Origin of the sequence: Streptomyces sp. SudanB52_2052 (assembly GCF_964272415.1) — a bacterium.
GTDB classification, from domain to species: Bacteria; Actinomycetota; Actinomycetes; order Streptomycetales; family Streptomycetaceae; genus Streptomyces; species Streptomyces olindensis.
This window is the reverse complement of record NZ_OZ186796.1, coordinates 6,056,515-6,077,717: the sequence shown is the minus strand read 5'-3', so window position 1 is coordinate 6,077,717 and position 21,203 is coordinate 6,056,515. Positions and strand designations below refer to the sequence as shown.

The window sequence follows — 21,203 nt, the reverse complement described above, 5'->3', positions numbered from 1 at the left end:
GGCAGTTGCCGCGCCAAGCGGAACAAGATCCGCTCAGCGCCGCCCAGTACGACTCACCGCACGGCGACTTGGTTGCCCCGAAGTCCGTTGCGCGTTTGCTTCCCGTTAACCCGGGACGCTCAGAACGGCTCGAAGTCGTCGAACTCCCGCTGCGCCTCGTCCCGCTCGGCCTGCCGGTCCTTGCGGCGCTGCGCGGCCGGCCGCGCCCCTTCGAACCGGTGGTCCTCACCGCGCCGGCCGAGCATCTCCGCCCCGGCCGTCAGGGACGGCTCCCAGTCGAAGACGACCGCGTTCTCCTCGGGGCCGATGGCGACGCCGTCGCCGCCCCGGGCACCCGCCTTCACGAGCTCTTCCTCGACCCCGAGCCGGTTGAGCCGGTCGGCCAGGTAGCCGACCGCCTCGTCGTTGTTGAAGTCGGTCTGCCGCACCCACCGCTCGGGCTTCTCGCCGCGCACCCGGAACAGCCCGTCGGCCTCGCGGGTCACGGTGAAGCCGGTGTCGTCCACGGCCTTGGGCCGGATGACGATCCGCGTGGCCTCTTCCTTCGGCTTCGCGGCCCGCGCCTGCGCCACGAGCTCCGCGAGCGCGTACGACAGCTCCTTCAGCCCCATGTGCGCCACGGCCGACACCTCGAACACGCGGTACCCGCGGGCCTCCAGGTCGGGGCGCACCATGTCGGCCAGGTCCTTGCCGTCCGGTACGTCGATCTTGTTCAGGACGACGATCCGCGGACGGTTGTCGAGCCCGCCGTACTGCCGCAGCTCCTCCTCGATGACGTCGAGGTCGGAGACCGGGTCGCGGTCGGACTCCAGCGTGGCGGTGTCCAGGACGTGCACGAGCACGCTGCACCGCTCCACGTGCCGCAGGAACTCGAGCCCGAGGCCCTTGCCCTGGCTGGCTCCCGGGATCAGCCCGGGCACGTCGGCGATCGTGTAGACCGTCGAACCGGCCGTGACGACGCCGAGGTTGGGCACGAGCGTGGTGAAGGGGTAGTCGGCGATCTTCGGCTTGGCGGCGCTCAGCACCGAGATCAGGGACGACTTGCCGGCGCTCGGGTAGCCGACGAGCGCGACGTCGGCGACCGTCTTCAGCTCCAGGACGACGTCCCGGACGTCCCCCGGCTCGCCGAGCAGCGCGAAGCCGGGCGCCTTGCGCCGCGCGGAGGCCAGCGCCGCGTTGCCGAGGCCGCCCCGGCCGCCCTGCGCGGCCACGAAGGACGTGCCGTGCCCGACCAGGTCCGCGAGGACGTTGCCCGCCTTGTCCAGCACGACCGTGCCGTCCGGCACCGCCAGGACCAGGTCCTGACCGTCCTTGCCGAAACGGTTGCCGCCCTCGCCGGGCTTGCCGTTGGTGGCCTTGCGGTGCGGGGAGTGGTGGTAGTCGAGCAGCGTGGTGACGGACTGGTCGACGGTGAGGATCACGTCCCCGCCGCGACCGCCGTTGCCGCCGTCCGGGCCGCCCAGCGGCTTGAACTTCTCACGGTGGACGGAGGCACAGCCGTGGCCTCCGTTACCCGCGGCGACGTGCAGCTCGACGCGGTCCACGAAGGTGGTCATGGTGGGTGCCTCCAGAAGTACGTACGAGATTTACTTGTTCAACGAGATGTACTTGTTCAACAAGCGAAAGGCGGACCCGCCTTCCCGCAACGGGAAGTGAGGTCCGCCTCGCGAGAGTGTCCGATCAGGCGACCGGAACGATGTTCACGACCTTGCGGCCACGGTGGGTGCCGAACTGCACCGAACCGGCCTGCAGCGCGAACAGCGTGTCGTCGCCGCCACGGCCGACGCCCGCACCCGGGTGGAAGTGGGTGCCGCGCTGACGGACCAGGATCTCACCAGCGTTGACGACCTGACCGCCGAAGCGCTTCACGCCGAGCCGCTGGGCATTGGAGTCGCGACCGTTCCGAGTGGACGATGCGCCCTTCTTGTGTGCCATTTCTCCTCAGTCCCTTACTTCGCAGCCGTGGGGATCTCGGTGACCTTGATCGCCGTGTACTGCTGGCGGTGGCCCTGGCGACGGCGGTAACCGGTCTTGTTCTTGTAGCGCAGAATGTCGATCTTCTGCCCCTTGTGGTGGTCCACGACCTCGGCCTGGACCTTGATGCCGGCCAGCACCCACGGGTCGCTGGTCACGGCGTCGCCGTCGACAACGAGCAGGGTCGAGAGCTCGACCGTGTCGCCAACCTTGGCAGTGGAAATCTTGTCAACCTCAACGATGTCGCCGACAGCAACCTTGTGCTGGCGACCACCGCTGCGCACGATGGCGTACACGCGGAACTCACTCTCTCGCTCGGGAAACGGCACCCCCGCAGGCCAGCCGCCCGACACAGCGGGCGGCCTCTCCTGGGCGCCCGGCGCCCGGAGGATGAGGTTTACGGGGATGTGACGCGTCAGTCGACACGCCGACGGTCAAGGTTACGGGGCCGCGGCCAAGAGGGTCAAACCGAGCCGGGCCGCCCGCCTGTGCGTCCGGTCACTCCGGACGCACAGGCGCCGTACGGGTCAGTCCTCGTCGGTGGAGGCCGAGACGGAGGAGAGCGTCTGCTCGGCCGCCGCGGTCTTCTTGGACGTGGTCTTCTTGGCGGCCGTCTTGGTGGTCTTCGCCGCCTTCTTGGCCGTCGTCTTCTTGGCCGCGGTCTTCTTCGCCGCGGTCTTGCTCGCCGTGGTCTTCTTGGTGGCGGCCTTCTTCGCCGTGGCCTTCTTGGCCGTCTTGCGGGCCGTCTTCTTGGCCGGGGCCGGCTCCTCGGTCGCCTCACCGGACTCGCCCGCGTCGGCGGCCTGCGCCGGCTCCTCCGCGGCAGCCGACGGGACGACCACGACGGCCGCCTCATCGGACGCGGTGGGCGCGGTGGACTTGCGCACGGCACGGCGGCGCGGGCGGGCCGGGGCGGCGCTCTCGGCGGGCGCCTCGGCCTGCTCGGCCTGCTCGGTCGCCTGCGGGGCCTCGGACGCCGCGGGGGCGCTCTCCGCCACCGCGGGCGCGGTCTCGGCGACCGTCACCACGGCCGCCTCGGCCCCCGCCGGCGAGCCGGCCGGAGCGGACACCTTGCGGGTGGCCCGCCGCCGCGTGCGGCCCTTCGGCGCGGCCTCCTCGGCCACGGCCACCTGCTCGGACTGCCCGGGCTGCTCGGCCTGCGCCGCCTCGACCACCGGGTCCTCCACGGCCACCGGCTCGGCCTGCGCCTCGGCGGCCGGCTCCGGCTGCACCGGGCGGGCGACCTCCTGCGCGGCCGTGACGTCCTGAGCCGTCGGAACCTCGGCCTCGGCCTGGCCGGCCTTGCTCTGGACCTGCTCAGGCTTGCCCTGGACCTGCTCGGCCTTGTCCTTGCGCTGCTCGGCGGCCTCACCGCGCGGCGAGCCCGCCGGAGCGGACGCCCGACGGCTCGCCCGGCGCCGCGACCGACCGCGGGTGGCCGCGGCCTCCGCCTCGGCGGCGCTGCTGTACAGCTCCTCGTCCGGCTCGAAGGCCGGCTCGGGCAGCGCGATCGGCTCGGCGATCTCGGCGCCGACCTCGGCCTCGGTCTCGGCCTCCTGCTCGGCGGTCTCGACGGCGGCCTCGTGGACGTGCGGCTGCTCGGCGGCGCCGGCACGCGCCCGCTTCTTGCGCTTGCCGCCGCCCCCGACGGAGGTCGGCTGCTCCATGTGCACGATGACACCGCGACCGTTGCAGTGGACGCAGGTCTCGGAGAAGGACTCCAGCAGGCCCTGGCCCACCCGCTTGCGGGTCATCTGCACGAGGCCCAGCGAGGTCACCTCGGCGACCTGGTGCTTCGTGCGGTCCCGGCCCAGGCACTCCAGCAGGCGCCGCAGCACCAGGTCCCGGTTGGACTCCAGCACCATGTCGATGAAGTCGATGACGATGATGCCGCCGAGGTCGCGCAGCCGCAGCTGGCGCACGATCTCCTCGGCCGCCTCCAGGTTGTTCCTGGTGACGGTCTCCTCGAGGTTGCCGCCCTGGCCGGTGAACTTGCCGGTGTTGACGTCGACGACGACCATCGCCTCGGTCCGGTCGATCACCAGCGAGCCGCCGCTGGGCAGCCAGACCTTGCGGTCCAGGGCCTTGGCGAGCTGCTCGTCGATCCGGTACGTGGCGAAGACGTCGACCTCGCTGGTCCACTTCTGCAGCCGCTCGGCGAGGTCCGGGGCCACGTGCGAGACGTACCCGTGGATCGTCGACCAGGCGTCGTCGCCGCTGACGACGACCTTGGAGAAGTCCTCGTTGAAGATGTCGCGCACGACCCGGACGGTCATGTCCGGCTCGCCGTACAGCAGCGTCGGCGCGTTGCCGTTCTTGGACTTCTTCTGGATGTCCTCCCACTGCTGCTGCAGCCGCTCGACGTCCCGGCGCAGCTCGTCCTCGCTCGCGCCCTCGGCGGCGGTGCGCACGATGACGCCCGCGTCCTCGGGGACGATCTTCTTGAGGATGGTCTTCAGCCGGGCCCGCTCGGTGTCGGGCAGCTTGCGGCTGATGCCGGTCATGGAGCCCTCGGGCACGTACACGAGGTAGCGGCCCGGCAGGGAGACCTGGCTGGTCAGACGGGCGCCCTTGTGCCCGATGGGGTCCTTCGTCACCTGGACGAGCACGGACTGCCCGGACTTCAGGGCGGACTCGATGCGCCGCGGCCCGTTGGCCATGCCGAGCGCCTCGAAGTTGACCTCACCGGCGTACAGCACGGCGTTGCGGCCCTTGCCGATGTCGATGAAGGCGGCCTCCATCGACGGCAGCACGTTCTGCACCTTGCCGAGGTAGACGTTGCCGACGTACGAGGTCGACTGCTCCTTGTTGACGTAGTGCTCGACGAGCACGCCGTCCTCCAGGACGCCGATCTGCGTACGGTCGCCGTTCTGCCGGACGACCATCACGCGCTCGACGGCCTCGCGCCGGGCGAGGAACTCGGCCTCGGTGATGATCGGCACCCGGCGGCGGCCCTGCTCGCGGCCCTCGCGGCGGCGCTGCTTCTTGGCCTCCAGACGGGTCGAGCCCTTGATGGACTGCACCTCGTCGGAGGGTTCGGCCTTCGGGCGGGGCTCGCGGACCTTGACGACCGTGCGCTCCGGGTCGTCGTCGGAGGGCTCGGCGTCGGCGGCGGTGTCACCGGCACGGCGACGGCGGCGACGGCGCCTGCGGCTGCTGCTGGAGCCGCCTCCGGCCGACTCGTCACGGTCGTCGGCCTCGTCGGCCTCCTCCCGGTCCTCCTCGGTCTGCTCGGCGGTGTCCTCGGCGTCCTGCGCGGCCTGGGCGGCGGCGACCTGCTCGGACTCGGCGTCCGTGGTCTCGCCGGCCTCGGCGTCGGACTCGGCGGACTCGCCACGCCGACGGCGGCGGCCGCCCCGGCGACGGCGGCGGCGCGAGCCGGTCCCCTCGGACTCCTCCTGGTCGTCGGCCTCGGCCTGGTCCTCGGCGGAGTCCTCGGCCTCCTCGTCCGTCTCGTCGAGGGCGGTCGCGGCGGCGGGAGCCTCGACGGCCTGGGCCTCGGACTCCTCGCCGGCACCCCGGCGGCGGCGACGGCGACGCGACCCGGACGGCTGCTCCTCGCGGACGTCCTCGGCCTGGGCGATCTCCTCGGGCTCCTCCGTCTCGGCCGCCTCGGCGGCGGCAGCGGCGGCGGCCCGCTCCGGGGTCTGGAACTGGGGCTCGGTGAAGACGGGCGCCTGGAACAGCGCGACGGCGGGCCGCGCCGGACGCGCCGACGGCTCACTCTCACCGGCGGTCGCACCGGCGGCGCGCGAGGGTCGCTGCGCGGGCTGGGCGGGCTGGGCCGGCTCGGCGAAACCGCCGGCGGCCCTGCGGACGACCCGCCGGCGCCGACGGGGTGCGGCTCCCTCGGCAGGCTCGGCGGGCTCGGCGGCACCGGCCGTCTCGGCGGTCCCAGCGGCGGGGGCGTCTTCGGCGGGGGCCTCGGCGGCAGCGGCCTCGGCGGGCGCCGGGGACGCGGGCGCGGCCTCGGTGGCACCGGCCTCGGCGGGGGTCTCCGTCACGGCGGCCGCCTTCGCCTCGTCGGCGCTCCTTTCGGGCGCGTCCACGGGCGCTCCGGCGGGCGCGGACACCTTGCGCGAGGCACGCCGGCGAGTCCGGCGCGGAGCCGCGTCCTCGGCGGCGGCCGCTTCGGCGGCGGCTTCGGTGCTTTCGGCGGCGGCAGCGGGCTCGGTGCCGCTCGGCGCGGTCTGCGCCGTCTCCGTCTCCGCCTCGGCCGGAGCAACGGCGGGCGAGGTCACCGTGCGCGTCGCGCGTCGCCGCGTACGCCGGGGAGCGGCGTCCTCGGACACCGCGGCGGGAGCCTCGGCAGGGGCGGGGGCCTCGGCCTGCTCCGACGCCTCGGGGGCGGCCGGAGCCGCGGCGGGCACCACGGTCTCGGCGGCTTCCGCGGCGGCGGCCGGGGCGCCGGCGGGCGCGGAGGCCCGGCGCACCACACGGCGCCGCTTGCGGCCGGCGGGCTCGGCCTGCTCGGCCTGTTCGGCTACGGCCTCGGCAGGCTCATTGGCCTCGGCACTCGCCGCGGCCTCGGAGGCCTCGGCCACCTCTGCGACGGCCTCCTCCGGGGCGGCTTCCTCGGCCTCGTCGGTCTCGACGAGGCCGGCCGCGAGTTCACCGGGCTCGGCGGCCGGTATGGCCGGCGCGACCGTCTCCACCGGCGCGTCGGACGAGGCACCGGCGGGCGGACCGGCCGGGCGGGACGCGGCACGGCGCCGCCGGCGGGGCGGCAGGGTGTCGCTGGGGGTGTTCTGTTCGGAGCCCTGCGAGGACTCTGTGGGTTCGGTCGGTTCGAGCATGCGGGCTGTTCTCCCGTCAGGCTCCCGGGCGCCGCGCCTGGTCCGGCGATGCCGGTGACGTCCGCGGCTCGCGCTGTGCGCGTTCGCCGCCGTCCGGGGCGCGGGCGCCGCACGGGAGCTCTCTGTGTCCTGTCTCGCCGGTTCCGTACGCCGAATGCGTACGGCCTGGCGAAAGTCTTCTGGTCGGTGCGCTGCCCGACCCAGGTGGCTCCCGAGTCCGAGGGCGACGCTACGACGTCCGTCCCTACGCGGGACCTTCCTTACGCCGGCGCCGTCGCGGCGGCAGTCGGTTCGGCCGTTGAGTGGGCCGGAGCTGCCTCGCGGTCAGGCGCGAGCGGGTCGGTCACCGTGCCGGTCTCTTCATCGAACAGCCCCTGCGCCAGCCTGGTCACCGCTGCGGGGACCGGCGGCGCCAGGTCGGCCACGGCGCGGAGACCGGACAGGACGTCGTCGGGTCGTACGGCAGGCGTCACGTGCCGAACAACCAGCCGCAGTATCGCACAGGGCTGGTCGGTCGGCCTATCAGCCTGCGAACTGTGCGTTTCCGAGAGGTCACGGCACTCCAGGCTCACGACGGCGGAGCGGGCGTCGAAAGTGCGGACGCCGTTCTTGGCGAGGCGCTGGACCTCGACCGTCTCGGCCGCGTTGAAGGCGTCCACCGCTCGGCGGGCCTCCTCCTGCGACACGCCGTCCAGCCGCAGCTCCCAGACGGAAGCGGTCAGCCGGTCGGCGAGGCCCGAGGTGCGGGCCTCGACCGCCTCGACGATGTCGAGCCCGGCGGGCAGCGACTCGTCGAGAAGGTTCCTGAGCTGCTCCGGGTCGCGCGGCGCGGTGAGCGCGATCTCCAGGTACTCCGCCTCACTGCCCGTGCCGGTGGGTGCGGCATTGGCGTACGACACCTTCGGGTGCGGTGTGAAGCCCGCCGAGTAGGCCATCGGCACCTCGGCACGGCGCAACGCACGCTCGAAGGCGCGCTGGAAGTCACGGTGGCTGGTGAACCGGAGGCGGCCGCGCTTGGTGTAGCGCAGTCGGATGCGCTGCACCGCGGGTGCGGGCGGCGGGCCTTCGGGCTGTCGCTTGCCCAGTGTCGTTCAGTCCTTCGTGAGAGCGGTCGTACTGCTACCAAGAGTACGTGCCTCGCGGCCCGAAGGTTCCCTCCGGTCGAGCGGCCGCGGGTGACCGGGCCCGCCGAAGAGCATCCGCCGCACGTCGGCACGCGCCTGCCGCACGGTCTCCCGGGCGGCGGCCAGGGCCTGCCGGGTGGCCCGTCCCACAGTGCGGGCGGCCTCGGCGGCGGGCCGCAGGACGGTGTCCCGTACGACGTGTCCGACCGGCGTGAGCACGCTGCGGTACACCCACCGCACCGGCTCCACGAAGATCCACCGGAAGAGGGTGCCGAGGAACCGCCCGACGGCGAGCGAGATGTGCCCGGCGATCCGCCAGGCGTGTCCGAGGGCGTCCAGGATCTCCCGTCCGACGACGGCCAGGACACGTCCGACCGGCGTGAGGACCCAGCGCCAGAGAGCGAGGGCGGGCAGGACGAACAGGACCCGGGCGATCCAGTAAAGGGCCGTGCCGATGCCGGTGACGACCATGCCCACCAGCCACACCAGCCCCTTGCCGCACCAGACCAGCGCGCGCCCGACGGGCGTGAGCACCCAGGTGTACAGCCACAGGGCGGGCACGACGACGAGGTACCGCGCGAGCCACGCCACGGCCGTGTACACGCCGATCCCGAGCGCGGCGAGCACGGCGCCGAGCCCCCTCAGGACCCACATCACGGCGTGCCCGGCGGGCGTGAGCACGTGCGCGTACACCCGGCCGAGAGCGGCACCGACCCCCCGCCCCACCCAGGCGATGGCGTGTCCCACCGGCGTCAGGACGTACCGGTACAGCCACACCAGAGGCACGACGACGAGGACGTTCCCGAGCCACCCGAGGACCTGGCCCACCGGAACGACGACGTACCGCCACAGCCCCACGAACGGCCAGACGAACACGGCCCGCCCGAGCCACAGCAGCGCCCGCCCGAGCGGCCGCACCAGCACGTCGTTCAGGCACCGCGCGGCGACCACGAGCGCGTCCCACACCATCCGCACGGGGACCACCAGCACGAGCACGACGATCCGCACCGGGACCCGGATCGCGACGGCGAGACACCCCTCCGGCACCTCCGGCTCCCGCCGCACCGGCGGTTCCCCCGGCGGCTTGCGCAGATCGCCCCGCGACTCGGCACCCTCGCGGGGCGTTTTCTCCAGATCCATACCGTCGTAGACGCCTCAACGGCCCGTCCGGATCCCGTACCGCACAGGCCCGCCCGGCCCACCTGCGAAATCGGCCGATCCCCCAGCAGGCGCTCCCAGCCCGGGCGTCCCCGGGCCCGGGTGTGCAGGACGTGGCACCGTGGGCAGAAGACACGCCACAAGCGGCCCAGGGAGGACCACAGTGGACTGGCGCGTGTTCGCACGGGAGATGGCATCCATGGCGCGTGACCTGCTCGCACAGGACACGGTCGGCGCCACACTCGACCGCATCACCGCCTCGGCCGTCGCACTCGTGCCGGGATGCGAGGCGGCCGGCATCCTCCTGCTGCACGGCAAACGGGTGGAGACCGTCGCCCCGACCCACGACCTGGTCGTCGAGAGCGACCGGCTCCAGGAACACCTGGGCGAGGGCCCCTGCTTCGACGCGGCACGCAGCGGCACCAAGGAGCGCGTCTTCCGCATCGCCGACTTCACCCAGGACCAGCCGCGCTGGCCCGCGTACGCCTCCCGGGCCCGCGACCTGGGAGTAGGCAGCATGATGGGCTTCCTGCTGTTCACCGAGGACGAGGACTTCGGCGCGCTCGACCTCTACTCCCGCCGCCCCGGCTCCTTCACCGAGGACAGCGAGACCGCCGGCTGGCTGCTGGCCTCGCACGCGGCCGTCGCCTTCTCCAGCGCCCGCAGTCACGCCCAGATGGAGCAGGCCATCGCCACACGCCACGTCATCGGAGAGGCCATGGGCATTCTCATGGGCAGCCACCGCCTCACCGAGGACCAGGCCTTCGACGTGCTGCGCCGCTTCTCCCAGGAACACAACATCAAGCTCCGGGAGGTCGCCCGGAAGGTCTGCGAGCACGGACGCCTCGACTGACCCCGCCCCTCCCACAGCGGCTCCCCCAGCACACATTCCGAACTGGGGGAACCTGGCCGGGCCGGCCCCCCGGGGGAGCGTCACCGAACCGGCCTCTACAGCGGGTCCCCCCAGGGGCCCGCCTCTCACCTCTCGGTCTGAAGGGTCTTGCGGAGGCAGCACTGAGCCCCCTCCAGGGCGGAGGGGGCTCAGGTGACGTCACTTCAGTGCGCGTGCCCGCTCGGCGCCGGCGCCGCGTTCTTGACGGTCAGGGGCAGGAGCTTCTTGCCCGTCGGGCCGATCTGGATGTGGGTGTCCATCTGCGGACACACCCCGCAATCGAAGCACGGCGTCCACCGGCAGTCCTCGACCTCCGTCTCGTCGAGGGCGTCCTGCCAGTCCTCCCAGAGCCAGTCCTTGTCGAGGCCGGAGTCGAGGTGGTCCCAGGGGAGGACCTCCTCGTAGGTGCGCTCGCGGGTGGTGTACCAGTCGACGTCCACGCCGAACGGCTCCAGGGCCTTGTCGGCGCACGCCATCCAGCGGTCGTAGGAGAAGTGCTCGCGCCAGCCGTCGAAGCGGCCGCCGTCGTCGTAGACCGCGCGGATGACCGCGCCGATGCGGCGGTCGCCGCGGGAGAGCAGGCCCTCGACGATGCCGGGCTTGCCGTCGTGGTAGCGGAAGCCGATGGAGCGGCCGTACTTCTTGTCGCCGCGGATCTTGTCGCGGAGCTTGGCCAGGCGGGCGTCCGTCTCCTCGGCGGACAGCTGCGGCGCCCACTGGAAGGGCGTGTGCGGCTTGGGGACGAAGCCGCCGATCGAGACCGTGCAGCGGATGTCGTTGGACTTGGACACCTCGCGGCCCTTGGCGATGACCTTCGTCGCCATGTCGGCGATCTGGAGGACGTCGTCGTCGGTCTCCGTCGGCAGGCCGCACATGAAGTACAGCTTCACCTGCCGCCAGCCGTTGCCGTACGCCGTCGCGACCGTGCGGATCAGGTCCTCTTCCGAGACCATCTTGTTGATGACCTTGCGGATGCGTTCCGAGCCGCCCTCGGGGGCGAAGGTGAGGCCCGAGCGGCGGCCGTTCCTGGTCAGTTCGTTCGCCAGGTCGATGTTGAAGGCGTCCACCCGGGTCGACGGCAGCGACAGGCCGATCTTGTCGTCCTCGTAGCGGTCCGCGAGGCCCTTGGCGATGTCGCCGATCTCGCTGTGGTCCGCGGACGACAGCGAGAGCAGGCCGACCTCCTCGAAGCCGGTCGCCTTCAGGCCCTGCTCGACCATGTCGCCGATGCCCGTGATGGAGCGCTCGCGGACCGGGCGGGTGATCATGCCGGCCTGGCAGAAGCGGCAGCCGCGCGTGCAGCCGCGGAAGATCTCCACCGACATGCGCTCGTGGACCGTCTCGGCCAGCGGGACGAGGGGCTGCTTGGGGTACGGCCACTCGTCCAGGTCCATGACCGTGTGCTTGGACACGCGCCACGGCACGCCGCTGCGGTTCGGTACGACCCGGGCGATCCGGCCGTCCGGCAGGTACTCGACGTCGTAGAAGCCGGGAACGTACACCCCGCCCGTCCTGGCCAGGCGGAACAGCAGCTCCTCGCGGCCGCCGGGGCGGCCCTCCGCCTTCCAGGCGCGGATGATCGCGGTGACCTCCAGGACGGCCTGCTCGCCGTCGCCGATCACCGCGCAGTCGATGAAGTCCGCGATCGGCTCGGGGTTGAACGCGGCGTGACCGCCGGCCATGACGATCGGGTCGTCCAGGCCGCGGTCCTTGGCCTCCAGCGGGATGCCGGACAGGTCCAGGGCGGCCAGCATGTTCGTGTAGCCGAGCTCCGTGGAGAAGGAGAGTCCGAGCACGTCGAACGCCTTCACCGGCCGGTGGCTGTCGACCGTGAACTGCGGGACGCCGTGCTTGCGCATCAGCTCCTCCAGGTCCGGCCACACGCTGTAGGTGCGCTCGGCGAGCACGCCCTGCTGTTCGTTCAGTACCTCGTAGAGGATCATGACGCCCTGGTTGGGCAGGCCGACCTCGTACGCGTCCGGGTACATGAGCGCCCAGCGGACATCGCAGGAGTCCCAGTCCTTGACCGTGGAGTTGAGCTCTCCGCCGACGTACTGGATCGGCTTCTGCACATGCGGGAGCAGAGCTTCGAGCTGCGGGAACACAGACTCGGCGGCTTCGGCAGGCATCTCACGGAACCTTCGTGTGCTGACAGGGGTGACCATCCAGACTAACGCGCCCGCGGCACCCCTCCGTACGCCCCGGGGATCACAGGGCCTTCGCCCCGCTCCTGATCCCGTCCCAGAACCCGGGCAGCTCGGCCTCCACGCGCACGGCCCGCTGCTCCTCGCGCTCGTGGAGCAGGCCGTAGGTGAAGGCGCTCTCCCCCGCCGCGTGGGCGACGGCGGACAGCTCGCGCAGGGCCTGCCGGGCCATGACGCTGTCCTGGTGCTCGCCCAGCAGGTTCTGCAGCGCCTTCATGGACTTGACCATGGTCGTGGCCGGCTTGCCGAGGGCGGGGGCGGCGGCCTCGGCGGCGTAGCGGGTGCGCTTGGCCTTCTTGCGGGCCTCGTGCAGGGCGACGTCCCGGTCGGTGCCGGGTTCCAGTTCCAGAGCCTGCTCGACCAGCCCGGTGACCTTGCGGAAGTCCTTCCGCACGGCCTTGGCGATCGTCTTGCCGGGCTTCTTTCCGGCCGCCTTCCGCAGCGGCGGGTGGGCGATCAGCGCGTCCAGGGTGTCGAGCAGGGCGAGGTGGCGGCGGGAGTCCAGGACGCCCAGGAGCCGGCCGCGCGCCCCGCCGTGCTCGGTGCCGGACCAGGTACTCAGCCGCTGCCGGACCGGGCCGCGGACGAGGGTCGCGGGCACCTCGTCGACGGCCGTCGTCAGGCGCTCGGTCAGCACCTCGCGGTCGCGGTCCAGGCCGAGCTCGCCGGCCAGCCACTTCAGCTCGTCGGCGACGGGGTCGGTGACGGTCCGGTCGAGGACCTCGCCGAACGACTTGAGGGTGCTGCGCAGCCGGCGGGTGGCCACACGCATGCGGTGCACGGAGTCCTCGACGTCGCGGCGGACGGCCGGGTCGAGTTCGACGAGGGCGTCCCGCTGTGCGCGCAGGTAGGCGAGCACGTGGTCTCCGGCGGTCACCGCGTCCCCCGCTGAGGCGGACGCTTGCCGCTTGCCGGGTGCGGTCTCCGCGAGGGCGCGTGCGAGCTTCGACGGCGATGTCGACGGTCGTACGCCCGCCTTGCGCAGCCGCTTGTCCACCTGGTCGAGGAAGGCCGGGTCGCCCCCGTCGGCGAGTTCCACCTCGATCTCGGTCCACTGCGCCTCGCCGCCGCCGGCCGTCAGCCGCTCGGCGTGCACGGCGTCGACGCTGACCTCTGCGAGCAGCCGGCCGTCGGCGTCCACGAGGTGGCGTATGTCCCGGTCGGAGCGGAGCCGGACCAGGGGCAGGAGCTCGCTGTCGCGGACCCGGGAGCGGATCAGTCCGGCGAGGTCGTCGGGCAGGGTGTCGGACAGCGGGGCGTGGATCTCGTCGCGGACGCCCGGGGCGACGGGGAACTTCAGGTGCCAGCCCGCGTCGGAGCCGCCGGTGCGGCGGCGCAGGGTGACGGAGGAGGCGGCGAGGCGTTCGTCGGTGGTGTCGTGGTAGGTGGCGTCGAGGTGGGCGACGCCCTTGTCGACGACGTCCGCGACCCCGGCGACACCGGTCAGGTCCGGGAGCCCGCTGTCCTTCGACTCGTACTTCCGCTCGATCTCACGCTTGGTGTCCGCCATGAACCGAATCTAGTCGGCCGGACGGCGGGGCGGCAGGGGGCCGCCCCGCCCGGTGTTCACGCCGACATCGGTCTCTGCACCCGGATCGACTGCAACAGTCCGACCGCTATCCACACGGCGAACATCGAGGAACCGCCGTACGACACGAACGGCAGCGGCAGGCCGGTGACCGGCATGATGCCGAGGGTCATGCCGATGTTCTCGAACGTCTGGAAGGCGAACCAGGCGACGATGCCGGCGGCCACGATCGTGCCGTACAGGTCGCTGGTCTCCCGGGCGATCCGGCAGGCCCGCCACAGGACGATGCCGAGCAGCAGGATGATCAGGCCGCCGCCGAGGAAGCCGAGTTCCTCCCCCGCCACGGTGAAGACGAAGTCCGTCTGCTGCTCGGGGACGAACTGGCCGGTGGTCTGCGAGCCGTGGAAGAGGCCGGCGCCGGTGAGTCCGCCGGAGCCGATGGCGATGCGGGCCTGGTTGGTGTTGTAGCCGACGCCCGCCGGGTCGAGTTCGGGGTTGGCGAAGGCGGCGAAGCGGGCGATCTGGTAGTCGTCGAGCACGCCGAGCTGCCAGACGGTGACGGCGCCGATGGCGCCCGCGCCGAGCAGGCCGAACACCCACCGGTTGGTGGCGCCGGAGGCCAGCAGGACGCCGAGCACGATGATGACCATGACCATGACCGACCCGAGGTCGGGCATGAGCATCACGATCAGCATGGGCACGGCGGCCAGGCCCAGCGCCTGCACGACCGTGCGGTGGTCGGGGTACTGCTTGTCGCCCGCGTCGACCCGGGCCGCCAGCAGCATCGCCATGCCCAGGATGATCGTGACCTTCACGAACTCCGAGGGCTGGAGGGAGAAGCCGCCCGGGAGCTTGATCCAGGAGTGGGCGCCGTTGATGGTGGAGCCGAGGGGCGTGAGCACCAGCAGGATCAGCAGGACCGAGACGCCGTAGAGGATCGGCACGGCCGTGCGCAGGGCGCGGTGGCCGAGCCAGATCGTGCCGGCCATCAGGGCGAGGCCGATGCCGGTGTTCAGCAGGTGCCGGACGAGGAAGTAGTACGGGTCGCCCTGGTTGAGCTCCGTGCGGTTGCGGGTCGCCGAGTAGACGAGGAGCGTGCCGAGCAGCGACAGGGCCGTCGCCGACAGCAGGATCGGCCAGTCGAGCCGCCGCGTGACCGAGTCACGGGCGAGGAGCCGCATCCAGCCGGTGCGCTCGGGCCCGTAGCCGGAGACCTGGAAGCTGTTCACACCGCCGGTCATGTCGTCAACCTCCGGCTTCCCCGGCGGCGCCGCCGCCTTCGGGTGTCACGGTTCTCCGGGGTCGGCGGGGGCGCCGTCGCCGGCTGGAGGGGGTCGGCCGGGGCGTTCGGGTCCTTCTCCTTGGCCTGCTGGTCCTTGGCCGGGTCCTTGGAGATCTTCGGGGAGGCGATGGTGCCGTCCGTCTTGACCTTCGGCAGGGCCTTCTCCGGTGTGGGCAGCAGCGCCTTCTTGGAGTCGATGTCACCGTCCGGGGACACGCCGTACAGCGCGTTGTAGATGTTGCGGACGGCGGGGCCCGAGGCGCCGGAGCCCGTACCGCCCTGGGAGATCGTCATGACGATCGAGTAGTCCTTGGTGTACGTGGCGAACCAGGAGGTCGTCTGCTTGCCGTAGACCTCGGCCGTACCCGTCTTGGCGTGCATCGGGATCTTGTCCTGCGGCCAGCCGCCGAACCTCCAGGCGGCCGTACCGCGGGTGGCGACTCCCGCGAGGGCATCGCTTATCTCGTTGCGCGTCTTCTGGCTCATCGGCAGCTTGCCGTGCACCTGGGGCTTGATCGGCGTGACCGTCTTGCCGTCGGCGCTGATGACGGCCTTGCCGACCGAGGGGGTGTACATCGTGCCGCCGTTGGAGATGGCGGCGTAGATGGTGGCCATCTGGATGGGCGTGACGAGCGTGTCGCCCTGGCCGATGGAGTAGTTGACGGAGTCACCGGCGCGCATGCGGTTGCCTTCGAGGCAGTTCTCGTAGGCGATCTTCTCGGCGTAGCTGCCGTTGCGCTTGCCGGTGCGGCACCAGGCGTCCTTGTTGGCCTTCCAGTAGTCGAGCTTCCACTTGCGGTCGGGGACGCGGCCGGTGACCTCGTTGGGCAGGTCGATGCCGGTCTCCTTGCCGAGGCCGAACTGGTGGGCGGTCTTGTAGAACCAGTCGTTGGCGTTCTTCTTCGGCTTGGTGCCGCCGTCCTTCTTCCACTCCTCGTGGGAGAGCCGGTAGAAGACCGTGTCGCAGGAGACCTCCAGGGCGCGGCCGAGGCTGATCGGGCCGTATCCCTTGGACTCGAAGTTCTTGAAGACCTGGCCGCCGATGGAGTACGAGCTGGAGCACTGGTAGGGGCCGTTGAAGGAGTAGCCGGCGTTGACCGCGGCGGCCGTCGGGATCACCTTGAAGATGGAGCCGGGTGCCGACTGGCCCTGGATCGCGCGGTTGAGCAGCGGGTAGTTGGACTTCTTGCCGGTGAGCCGCGCGTAGTCCTTGGCGGAGATGCCGCCCACCCAGGCGTTCGGGTCGTAGGTCGGGTTCGAGGCCATGGCGACGACGCGGCCGGTCTTGGCCTCCATGACGACGACGGCGCCGGAGTCCGCCTTGTAGTTGGTGCCGGTGTTCCGGTCGTGCTGCTTGCGGGCCTCCTTCATCGCCTCGTTCAGCTGGTACTCGGCGATGCGCTGGACGCGGGCGTCGATGCTGGTGACGAGGTTGTCGCCGGGGTGGGCCGGGTCGGCCTCGGCCTGGCCGATGACGCGGCCGAGGTTGTCGACCTCGTAGCGGGTGACGCCGGCCTTGCCGCGCAGCTGCTTGTCGTACTGGCGCTCCAGGCCCGAGCGGCCGACCTGGTCGGAGCGCAGGTAGGGCGAGTTGGTGTTCTGCGCCTGCTTGATCTCCTCGTCGGTGACCGGCGAGAGGTAGCCGAGGACCTGGGCGGTGTTGGCCTTGCCCGGGCTCGGGTAGCGGCGCACGGCCTGCGGCTCGGCGGTGATGCCGGGGAAGTCCTCGGCGCGCTCGCGGATCTGCAGGGCCTGCTTGGGGGTGGCCTCGTCGGTGATGGGGATGGGCTGGTAGGGCGAGCCGTTCCAGCAGGGCTGGGGGGTTTCGGCGTCGCACAGCCGGACCTTCTCCATGACCTCCTTGGGGGTCATGCCCAGGACTCCGGCGAGCTTGGTGAGGACGTCCTTGCCGTCGTCCGGCATTTTCAGCAGGTCGGTGCGGGACGCGGAGACGACCAGTCGCGTCTCGTTGTCGGCGAGGGCCACTCCCCGTGCGTCCAGGATCGAGCCGCGGACGGCCGGCTGGACGACCTGCTGGACGTGGTTCCCGGAGGCCTCCTTGGCGTAGGCGGCGCCCTCACGGATCTGGAGGTACCACAGGCGTCCGCCCAGGGTGAGGAGCAGGGAGAGGACGAGGACCTGGATGACGACGAGCCGGATCTGGACCCGTGGGTTCCTGCCGGTCTCGGGAATGTTGGTCACTGCGGCTGCCTCCCCCTCTCAGTGCGCGTTCGGATGAGTGATGACGACGGGTGATCGACGGGCGGTGACGAGTGGTGAACGGCCGGCCCATGAGCCGGCGTTCCGACCGGACCGATCCGTTCGGGTGAACTTCCCCGTGTTCACAGCCGCTTGACCCCCTTGATGCGCCCGGCCCGCGCCATCCGGGCCCGGGCCGCCTTCACCCGCAGGCCGTTGCGCTGGCTGCCGATCTTCAGGCCGGTGCCGCCGGAGAGCCAGCCGGAGGAGATGTCCGTGGCCTTGGCGGCGGAGCCGGTCTCGGCGAGCGGATCGTTCTCGGCGCGCCGGGCCAGGGCCATGATCCCCGGCACGACGAACGGGGCGAGCAGCAGGTCGTACAGGGCGGCCGTGAACAGCAGGCTGCCCAGGCCGACATGGCGGGCGGCGGTGTCGCCGACGAGGGCGCCGACGCCGGCGTACAGCAGGGTGGAGCCGATGGCGGCGGCGACCACCACGACCATGGGGCCGGTGGCGGACTTCAGCTGGCCCGTCTCCGGCTTGACCAGGCCGGCGAGGTAGCCGATGACGCACAGCACCAGGGCGTACCGCCCCGCGGCGTGGTCGGCGGGCGGGGCCAGGTCGGCGAGCAGGCCCGCGCCGAAGCCGACGAGGGCGCCGCCGACGTGCCCGTAGACCAGCGCGAGGCCGAGGACGGTCAGCAGCATCAGGTCGGGCACCGCGCCCGGCAGATGGAGGCGGGCGAGGACGCTCACCTGGATCACCAGGGCGACGACGACCAGGGCGGACGAGAGCAGGATCCGGTTGACGCGCATGGGGTGACAGCTCCTACTGCTCTTGCTGGTTCTGGCCGTCTGCGGGTGCCTCGGCGGACGGCGTCACGGTCACCGTCACCGTCGGCCTCGGGGTGGGCTTGGGCTTGGGCGGGAGCACCGTGTCACGCGGGTCCTTCTTCGGGGCCTCGACGACGACGCCGACGATGTCGAGCTTGGTGAAGCTCGCGTACGGCGTGACGTACAGCGTGCGGGTCAGGCCGCCGCCGGAGGGGTCGACGCGGGAGACCACGCCGACGGGCACGCCGGGCACGAAGGGCCGGTCGGCCTGCGAGCCGAAGGTGACGAGGCGGTCGCCCTTCTTCACCTCGGCCTTGCCGTTGAGGAGTTCGACGCGCAGCGGGCGGTCGCCCTGCCCGGAGGCGAAGCCCAGTTCGTCGCTGGCCTCCATCCGGGTGCCGACCGTGAAGTCGGGGTCGCTGGCGAGGAGGACCGTCGCGGTGTCGGGCCCGACCGTGGTGACCCGGCCGACCAGCCCGTCCCCGTTCAGGACGGTCATGTCGCGCTTGATGCCGTCGTTGGCGCCGACGTCGATGGTGATGGTCCAGGAGAAGCCCTGCGCCGCTCCTATGGCGATGACCTCGGCACCCTTGATGCCGTACTGGCCCTGCCCGGAGACCTTCAGCATCTTGTCGAGCTGCTTGAGGCGGCTGCGGCTGCGGTCGTCGCTGCCGAGCCGCGCCTTCAGGGCCGCGTTCTCCTCCTCCAGCACGGCGAGCCGGTCGTGCCGCTCGCCGGAGTCTCGGATGGCGGAGACCGCGTTGCCGACCGGGTCGACCGCGGCCGACACACCGCTCTCGATCGGGCCGAAGACCGTGGCCGCGGCCTGCCGGGCACCGTCGACGGGCGAATCCTCCCCACCGCGGATGTCCACCGTGATCAACGCGAACGCGATGGCGATCAGCAGCACCAGGAGCAGCCGGCTCTCTCGTGTGTCCCTCACGTGCGGCGGCCGTGCCTTCCTCATCGGAATTCGGGAAGCCCCAGGGAAACCCGAGGGGCTGCTTTGTGGGAGCTTATGCAGCTATATCAACGATCCGCCGTACGAGAGGAGATCGTCCCGTACGGCGGAATCGAAGAGTTACGTCATCTGCGCGGCTGGGCGTCCAGCACCTGCTGGAGCGCCTCGAACTCCTCGACGCACTTGCCGGACCCGAGCGCCACGCTGTCCAGGGGGTCCTCGGCGATGTGGATCGGCATGCCGGTCTCCCGGCGCAGCCGCTCGTCCAGACCCCGCAGCAGCGCTCCGCCGCCGGTCAGAACGATTCCTCGGTCCATGATGTCGCCGGACAGCTCCGGCGGGCACTTGTCGAGGGTCGTCTTGACGGCGTCGACGATGGCGTTGACCGGCTCCTCGATCGCCTTGCGGACCTCGGCCGCGGAGATGACGACGGTCTTCGGCAGCCCGGAGACCAGGTCCCGGCCGCGGATTTCGGTGTGCTCGTCGGAGTCGAGGTCGTACGCCGAACCGATCGTGATCTTGATCTGCTCGGCCGTCCGCTCACCCAGCAGGAGTGAGTACTCCTTCTTGATGTGCTGGATGATCGCGTTGTCCAGTTCGTCGCCCGCGACGCGGATGGACTGGGCGGTGACGATGCCGCCGAGGGAGATGACCGCGACCTCCGTCGTGCCGCCGCCGATGTCGACCACCATGTTGCCCGTGGCCTCGTGGACCGGCAGGCCGGAGCCGATGGCCGCGGCCATGGGCTCCTCGATGATGTGCACCTGGCGGGCGCCGGCCTGGGACGACGCCTCGATGACGGCCCGGCGCTCGACGCCCGTGATGCCCGAGGGCACACAGACGACGACCCGCGGACGAGCCAGATACCGCCGCTTGTGGATCTTCAGGATGAAGTAGCGGAGCATCCGCTCGGTGATCTCGAAGTCGGCGATCACGCCGTCCTTCAGCGGACGAACGGCAACGATGTTGCCGGGTGTGCGCCCGATCATCTTCTTCGCTTCGGCGCCGACCGCGAGGATGCCACCGGTGTTGGTGTTGATCGCGACGACGGACGGCTCGTTGAGTACGATCCCGCGACCCCTGACGTACACCAGCGTGTTGGCGGTCCCGAGGTCGACAGCCATGTCACGGCCGATGAACGACATTGAGTTCCCCATCAGGATTCGTCTGGCCTTCCCACTAGCTTTTGAGGGCTTTTCAGGTAGGCAAAGGTGGGTGCTGTGACGTGAAGGCTTCCATGGTAGACGCGCCTTCGCGAACACTGCGGGAGGGTCTCCGCCATTGTCAGCAGATGCTGTGCGGGTTCGCTTGTGGAGACGGGCGTTCGGGGAGCATCGTTCCCTCGATCGCCACGCATATGCCAGAAAAGTCTGGGAGCGGTGCTCCCAGACTTCACTCGTCGTTCGCCGCTTAGGCGCGACCCGGGAAGAAGATCTTCACCTCACGCTCGGCGGACTCCTCGGAGTCGGAGGCGTGGATCAGGTTCTCCCGGACGATCACGCCGTAGTCGCCGCGGATGGAGCCGGGCGCGGCGGCGATCGGGTCGGTCGGCCCGGCCAGCTGGCGCAGCCCCTCGATGACCCGCTCACCCTCGACGATCAACGCCACGACCGGGCCGGAGGCCATGAACTCCACCAGCGGCTCGTAGAAGGGCTTGCCCTTGTGCTCGCCGTAGTGCTGCTCCAGCGTGTCCTGGTCCAGGGTGCGCAGCTCCAGCGCGGTGATCGCCCAGCCCGCCTTGCGCTCGATGCGGCTGATGATCTCGCCGGTCAGGCCGCGACGGACGGCGTCGGGCTTGAGGAGGACGAGGGTGCGCTGGCTCACGACGGGCTCCTTATGAGTCAAGGTTGTGCGGGTGGGACGAGATTACCCGGCGTGTCGGGCCGCTTGTTACGCAGCGTCAGGTGTGGAGGAGCCGGCCTGCGCCGCGAATCTCGCCTTCGCCTGGTCCACCTTCCGCCCGTAGTGCACCGACGCCCACCACAGGGCCGCGAACACCACGCCCAGGAAGAACATCATGGGCACGGCGAAACCCGACGCGATGAGCGCGATCTGCAGCGCCCAGCCGAGCGCGACCCCGCCCGGGCGCGTCACCAGTCCGCACAGCACCAGGCACAGGAACATCGCGACGCCGCTGACCGTCCACACGGTCGTCATGGACAGGTCCGGGTCCTTCATGGCGACCAGCCCGGCGAAGCCGATGATGAAGAACTCGCCGATCAGCGTCGAAGAACAGAGCGTACGCACGGGAT

General features: G+C 71.3%; 16 protein-coding genes. 1 reads left to right on the top strand and 15 read right to left on the bottom strand.

Annotated elements, in window-relative coordinates; all coding sequences use genetic code 11:
* Positions 1–119: 119 nt before the first annotated feature.
* From obgE to ACSUPV_RS27145, 6 genes are all read right to left on the bottom strand, one after another.
* Positions 120–1,556 carry a GTPase ObgE gene (gene obgE / locus ACSUPV_RS27170; protein ID WP_037767516.1) on the bottom strand — a complete coding sequence of 479 codons (1,437 nt, stop codon included), beginning with the start codon at positions 1,554–1,556 and terminating at the stop codon, positions 120–122.
* A 124-nt stretch (positions 1,557–1,680) separates the two neighbouring features.
* The gene (gene rpmA, locus ACSUPV_RS27165; RefSeq protein ID WP_010041940.1) at positions 1,681–1,935 is read right to left on the bottom strand and encodes a 50S ribosomal protein L27; all 255 of its coding nucleotides are present in this window, start codon (positions 1,933–1,935) and stop codon (positions 1,681–1,683) included.
* A gap of 14 nt (positions 1,936–1,949) precedes the next feature.
* Positions 1,950–2,270 (bottom strand): 50S ribosomal protein L21, encoded by a 321-nt coding sequence (gene rplU, locus ACSUPV_RS27160; RefSeq protein WP_003990208.1) that lies wholly within the window; start codon positions 2,268–2,270, stop codon positions 1,950–1,952.
* Positions 2,271–2,501: 231 nt separating this feature from the next.
* A complete protein-coding gene (locus tag ACSUPV_RS27155; protein WP_436948749.1) occupies positions 2,502–6,770 on the bottom strand; it encodes an Rne/Rng family ribonuclease in 4,269 nt (1,422 codons plus the stop codon).
* 260 nt (positions 6,771–7,030) lie between these two features.
* On the bottom strand, positions 7,031–7,813 hold the full coding sequence (locus tag ACSUPV_RS27150; protein WP_389621245.1) for a TIGR03936 family radical SAM-associated protein: 783 nt from the start codon (positions 7,811–7,813) through the stop codon (positions 7,031–7,033).
* Positions 7,814–7,861: 48 nt separating this feature from the next.
* On the bottom strand, positions 7,862–9,034 hold the full coding sequence (locus tag ACSUPV_RS27145) for a hypothetical protein (RefSeq protein ID WP_436948748.1): 1,173 nt from the start codon (positions 9,032–9,034) through the stop codon (positions 7,862–7,864).
* A gap of 208 nt (positions 9,035–9,242) precedes the next feature.
* Between ACSUPV_RS27145 and ACSUPV_RS27140 the strand changes: the two genes are divergently transcribed.
* A complete protein-coding gene (locus ACSUPV_RS27140) occupies positions 9,243–9,905 on the top strand; it encodes a GAF and ANTAR domain-containing protein (protein ID WP_037770361.1) in 663 nt (220 codons plus the stop codon).
* 203 nt (positions 9,906–10,108) lie between these two features.
* Here ACSUPV_RS27140 and ACSUPV_RS27135 read toward each other — a convergent pair whose 3' ends face one another.
* From ACSUPV_RS27135 to ACSUPV_RS27095, 9 genes are all read right to left on the bottom strand, one after another.
* Positions 10,109–12,073, bottom strand: a complete 1,965-nt coding sequence (locus tag ACSUPV_RS27135) for a TIGR03960 family B12-binding radical SAM protein (protein ID WP_037770357.1) — start codon at positions 12,071–12,073, stop codon at positions 10,109–10,111.
* A gap of 79 nt (positions 12,074–12,152) precedes the next feature.
* The gene (locus tag ACSUPV_RS27130; protein WP_436948747.1) at positions 12,153–13,658 is read right to left on the bottom strand and encodes a CHAD domain-containing protein; all 1,506 of its coding nucleotides are present in this window, start codon (positions 13,656–13,658) and stop codon (positions 12,153–12,155) included.
* Positions 13,659–13,714: 56 nt separating this feature from the next.
* Positions 13,715–14,917, bottom strand: coding sequence for a rod shape-determining protein RodA (gene rodA, locus ACSUPV_RS27125; protein ID WP_031114114.1), 1,203 nt, complete (start codon positions 14,915–14,917; stop codon positions 13,715–13,717).
* On the bottom strand, positions 14,914–17,160 hold the full coding sequence (mrdA, locus tag ACSUPV_RS27120; RefSeq protein WP_031114115.1) for a penicillin-binding protein 2: 2,247 nt from the start codon (positions 17,158–17,160) through the stop codon (positions 14,914–14,916). Before mrdA ends, rodA begins: the two co-directional genes overlap by 4 nt.
* Before the next feature lie 140 nt (positions 17,161–17,300).
* Entirely contained in the window at positions 17,301–17,972 is a 672-nt protein-coding gene (mreD, locus tag ACSUPV_RS27115; protein WP_031114117.1) for a rod shape-determining protein MreD, read from the bottom strand.
* A 13-nt stretch (positions 17,973–17,985) separates the two neighbouring features.
* Positions 17,986–18,933 carry a rod shape-determining protein MreC gene (gene mreC, locus ACSUPV_RS27110; protein ID WP_037770354.1) on the bottom strand — a complete coding sequence of 316 codons (948 nt, stop codon included), beginning with the start codon at positions 18,931–18,933 and terminating at the stop codon, positions 17,986–17,988.
* Between the two features lie 143 nt (positions 18,934–19,076).
* Complete coding sequence (locus ACSUPV_RS27105; RefSeq protein ID WP_004001297.1) at positions 19,077–20,096, bottom strand: rod shape-determining protein; 1,020 nt, start codon at positions 20,094–20,096, stop codon at positions 19,077–19,079.
* A 265-nt stretch (positions 20,097–20,361) separates the two neighbouring features.
* On the bottom strand, positions 20,362–20,775 hold the full coding sequence (gene ndk, locus ACSUPV_RS27100; protein ID WP_031114121.1) for a nucleoside-diphosphate kinase: 414 nt from the start codon (positions 20,773–20,775) through the stop codon (positions 20,362–20,364).
* Between the two features lie 66 nt (positions 20,776–20,841).
* Positions 20,842–21,198 carry a DUF4233 domain-containing protein gene (locus ACSUPV_RS27095; RefSeq protein WP_436948746.1) on the bottom strand — a complete coding sequence of 119 codons (357 nt, stop codon included), beginning with the start codon at positions 21,196–21,198 and terminating at the stop codon, positions 20,842–20,844.
* Between the last annotated feature and the right edge of the window lie 5 nt (positions 21,199–21,203).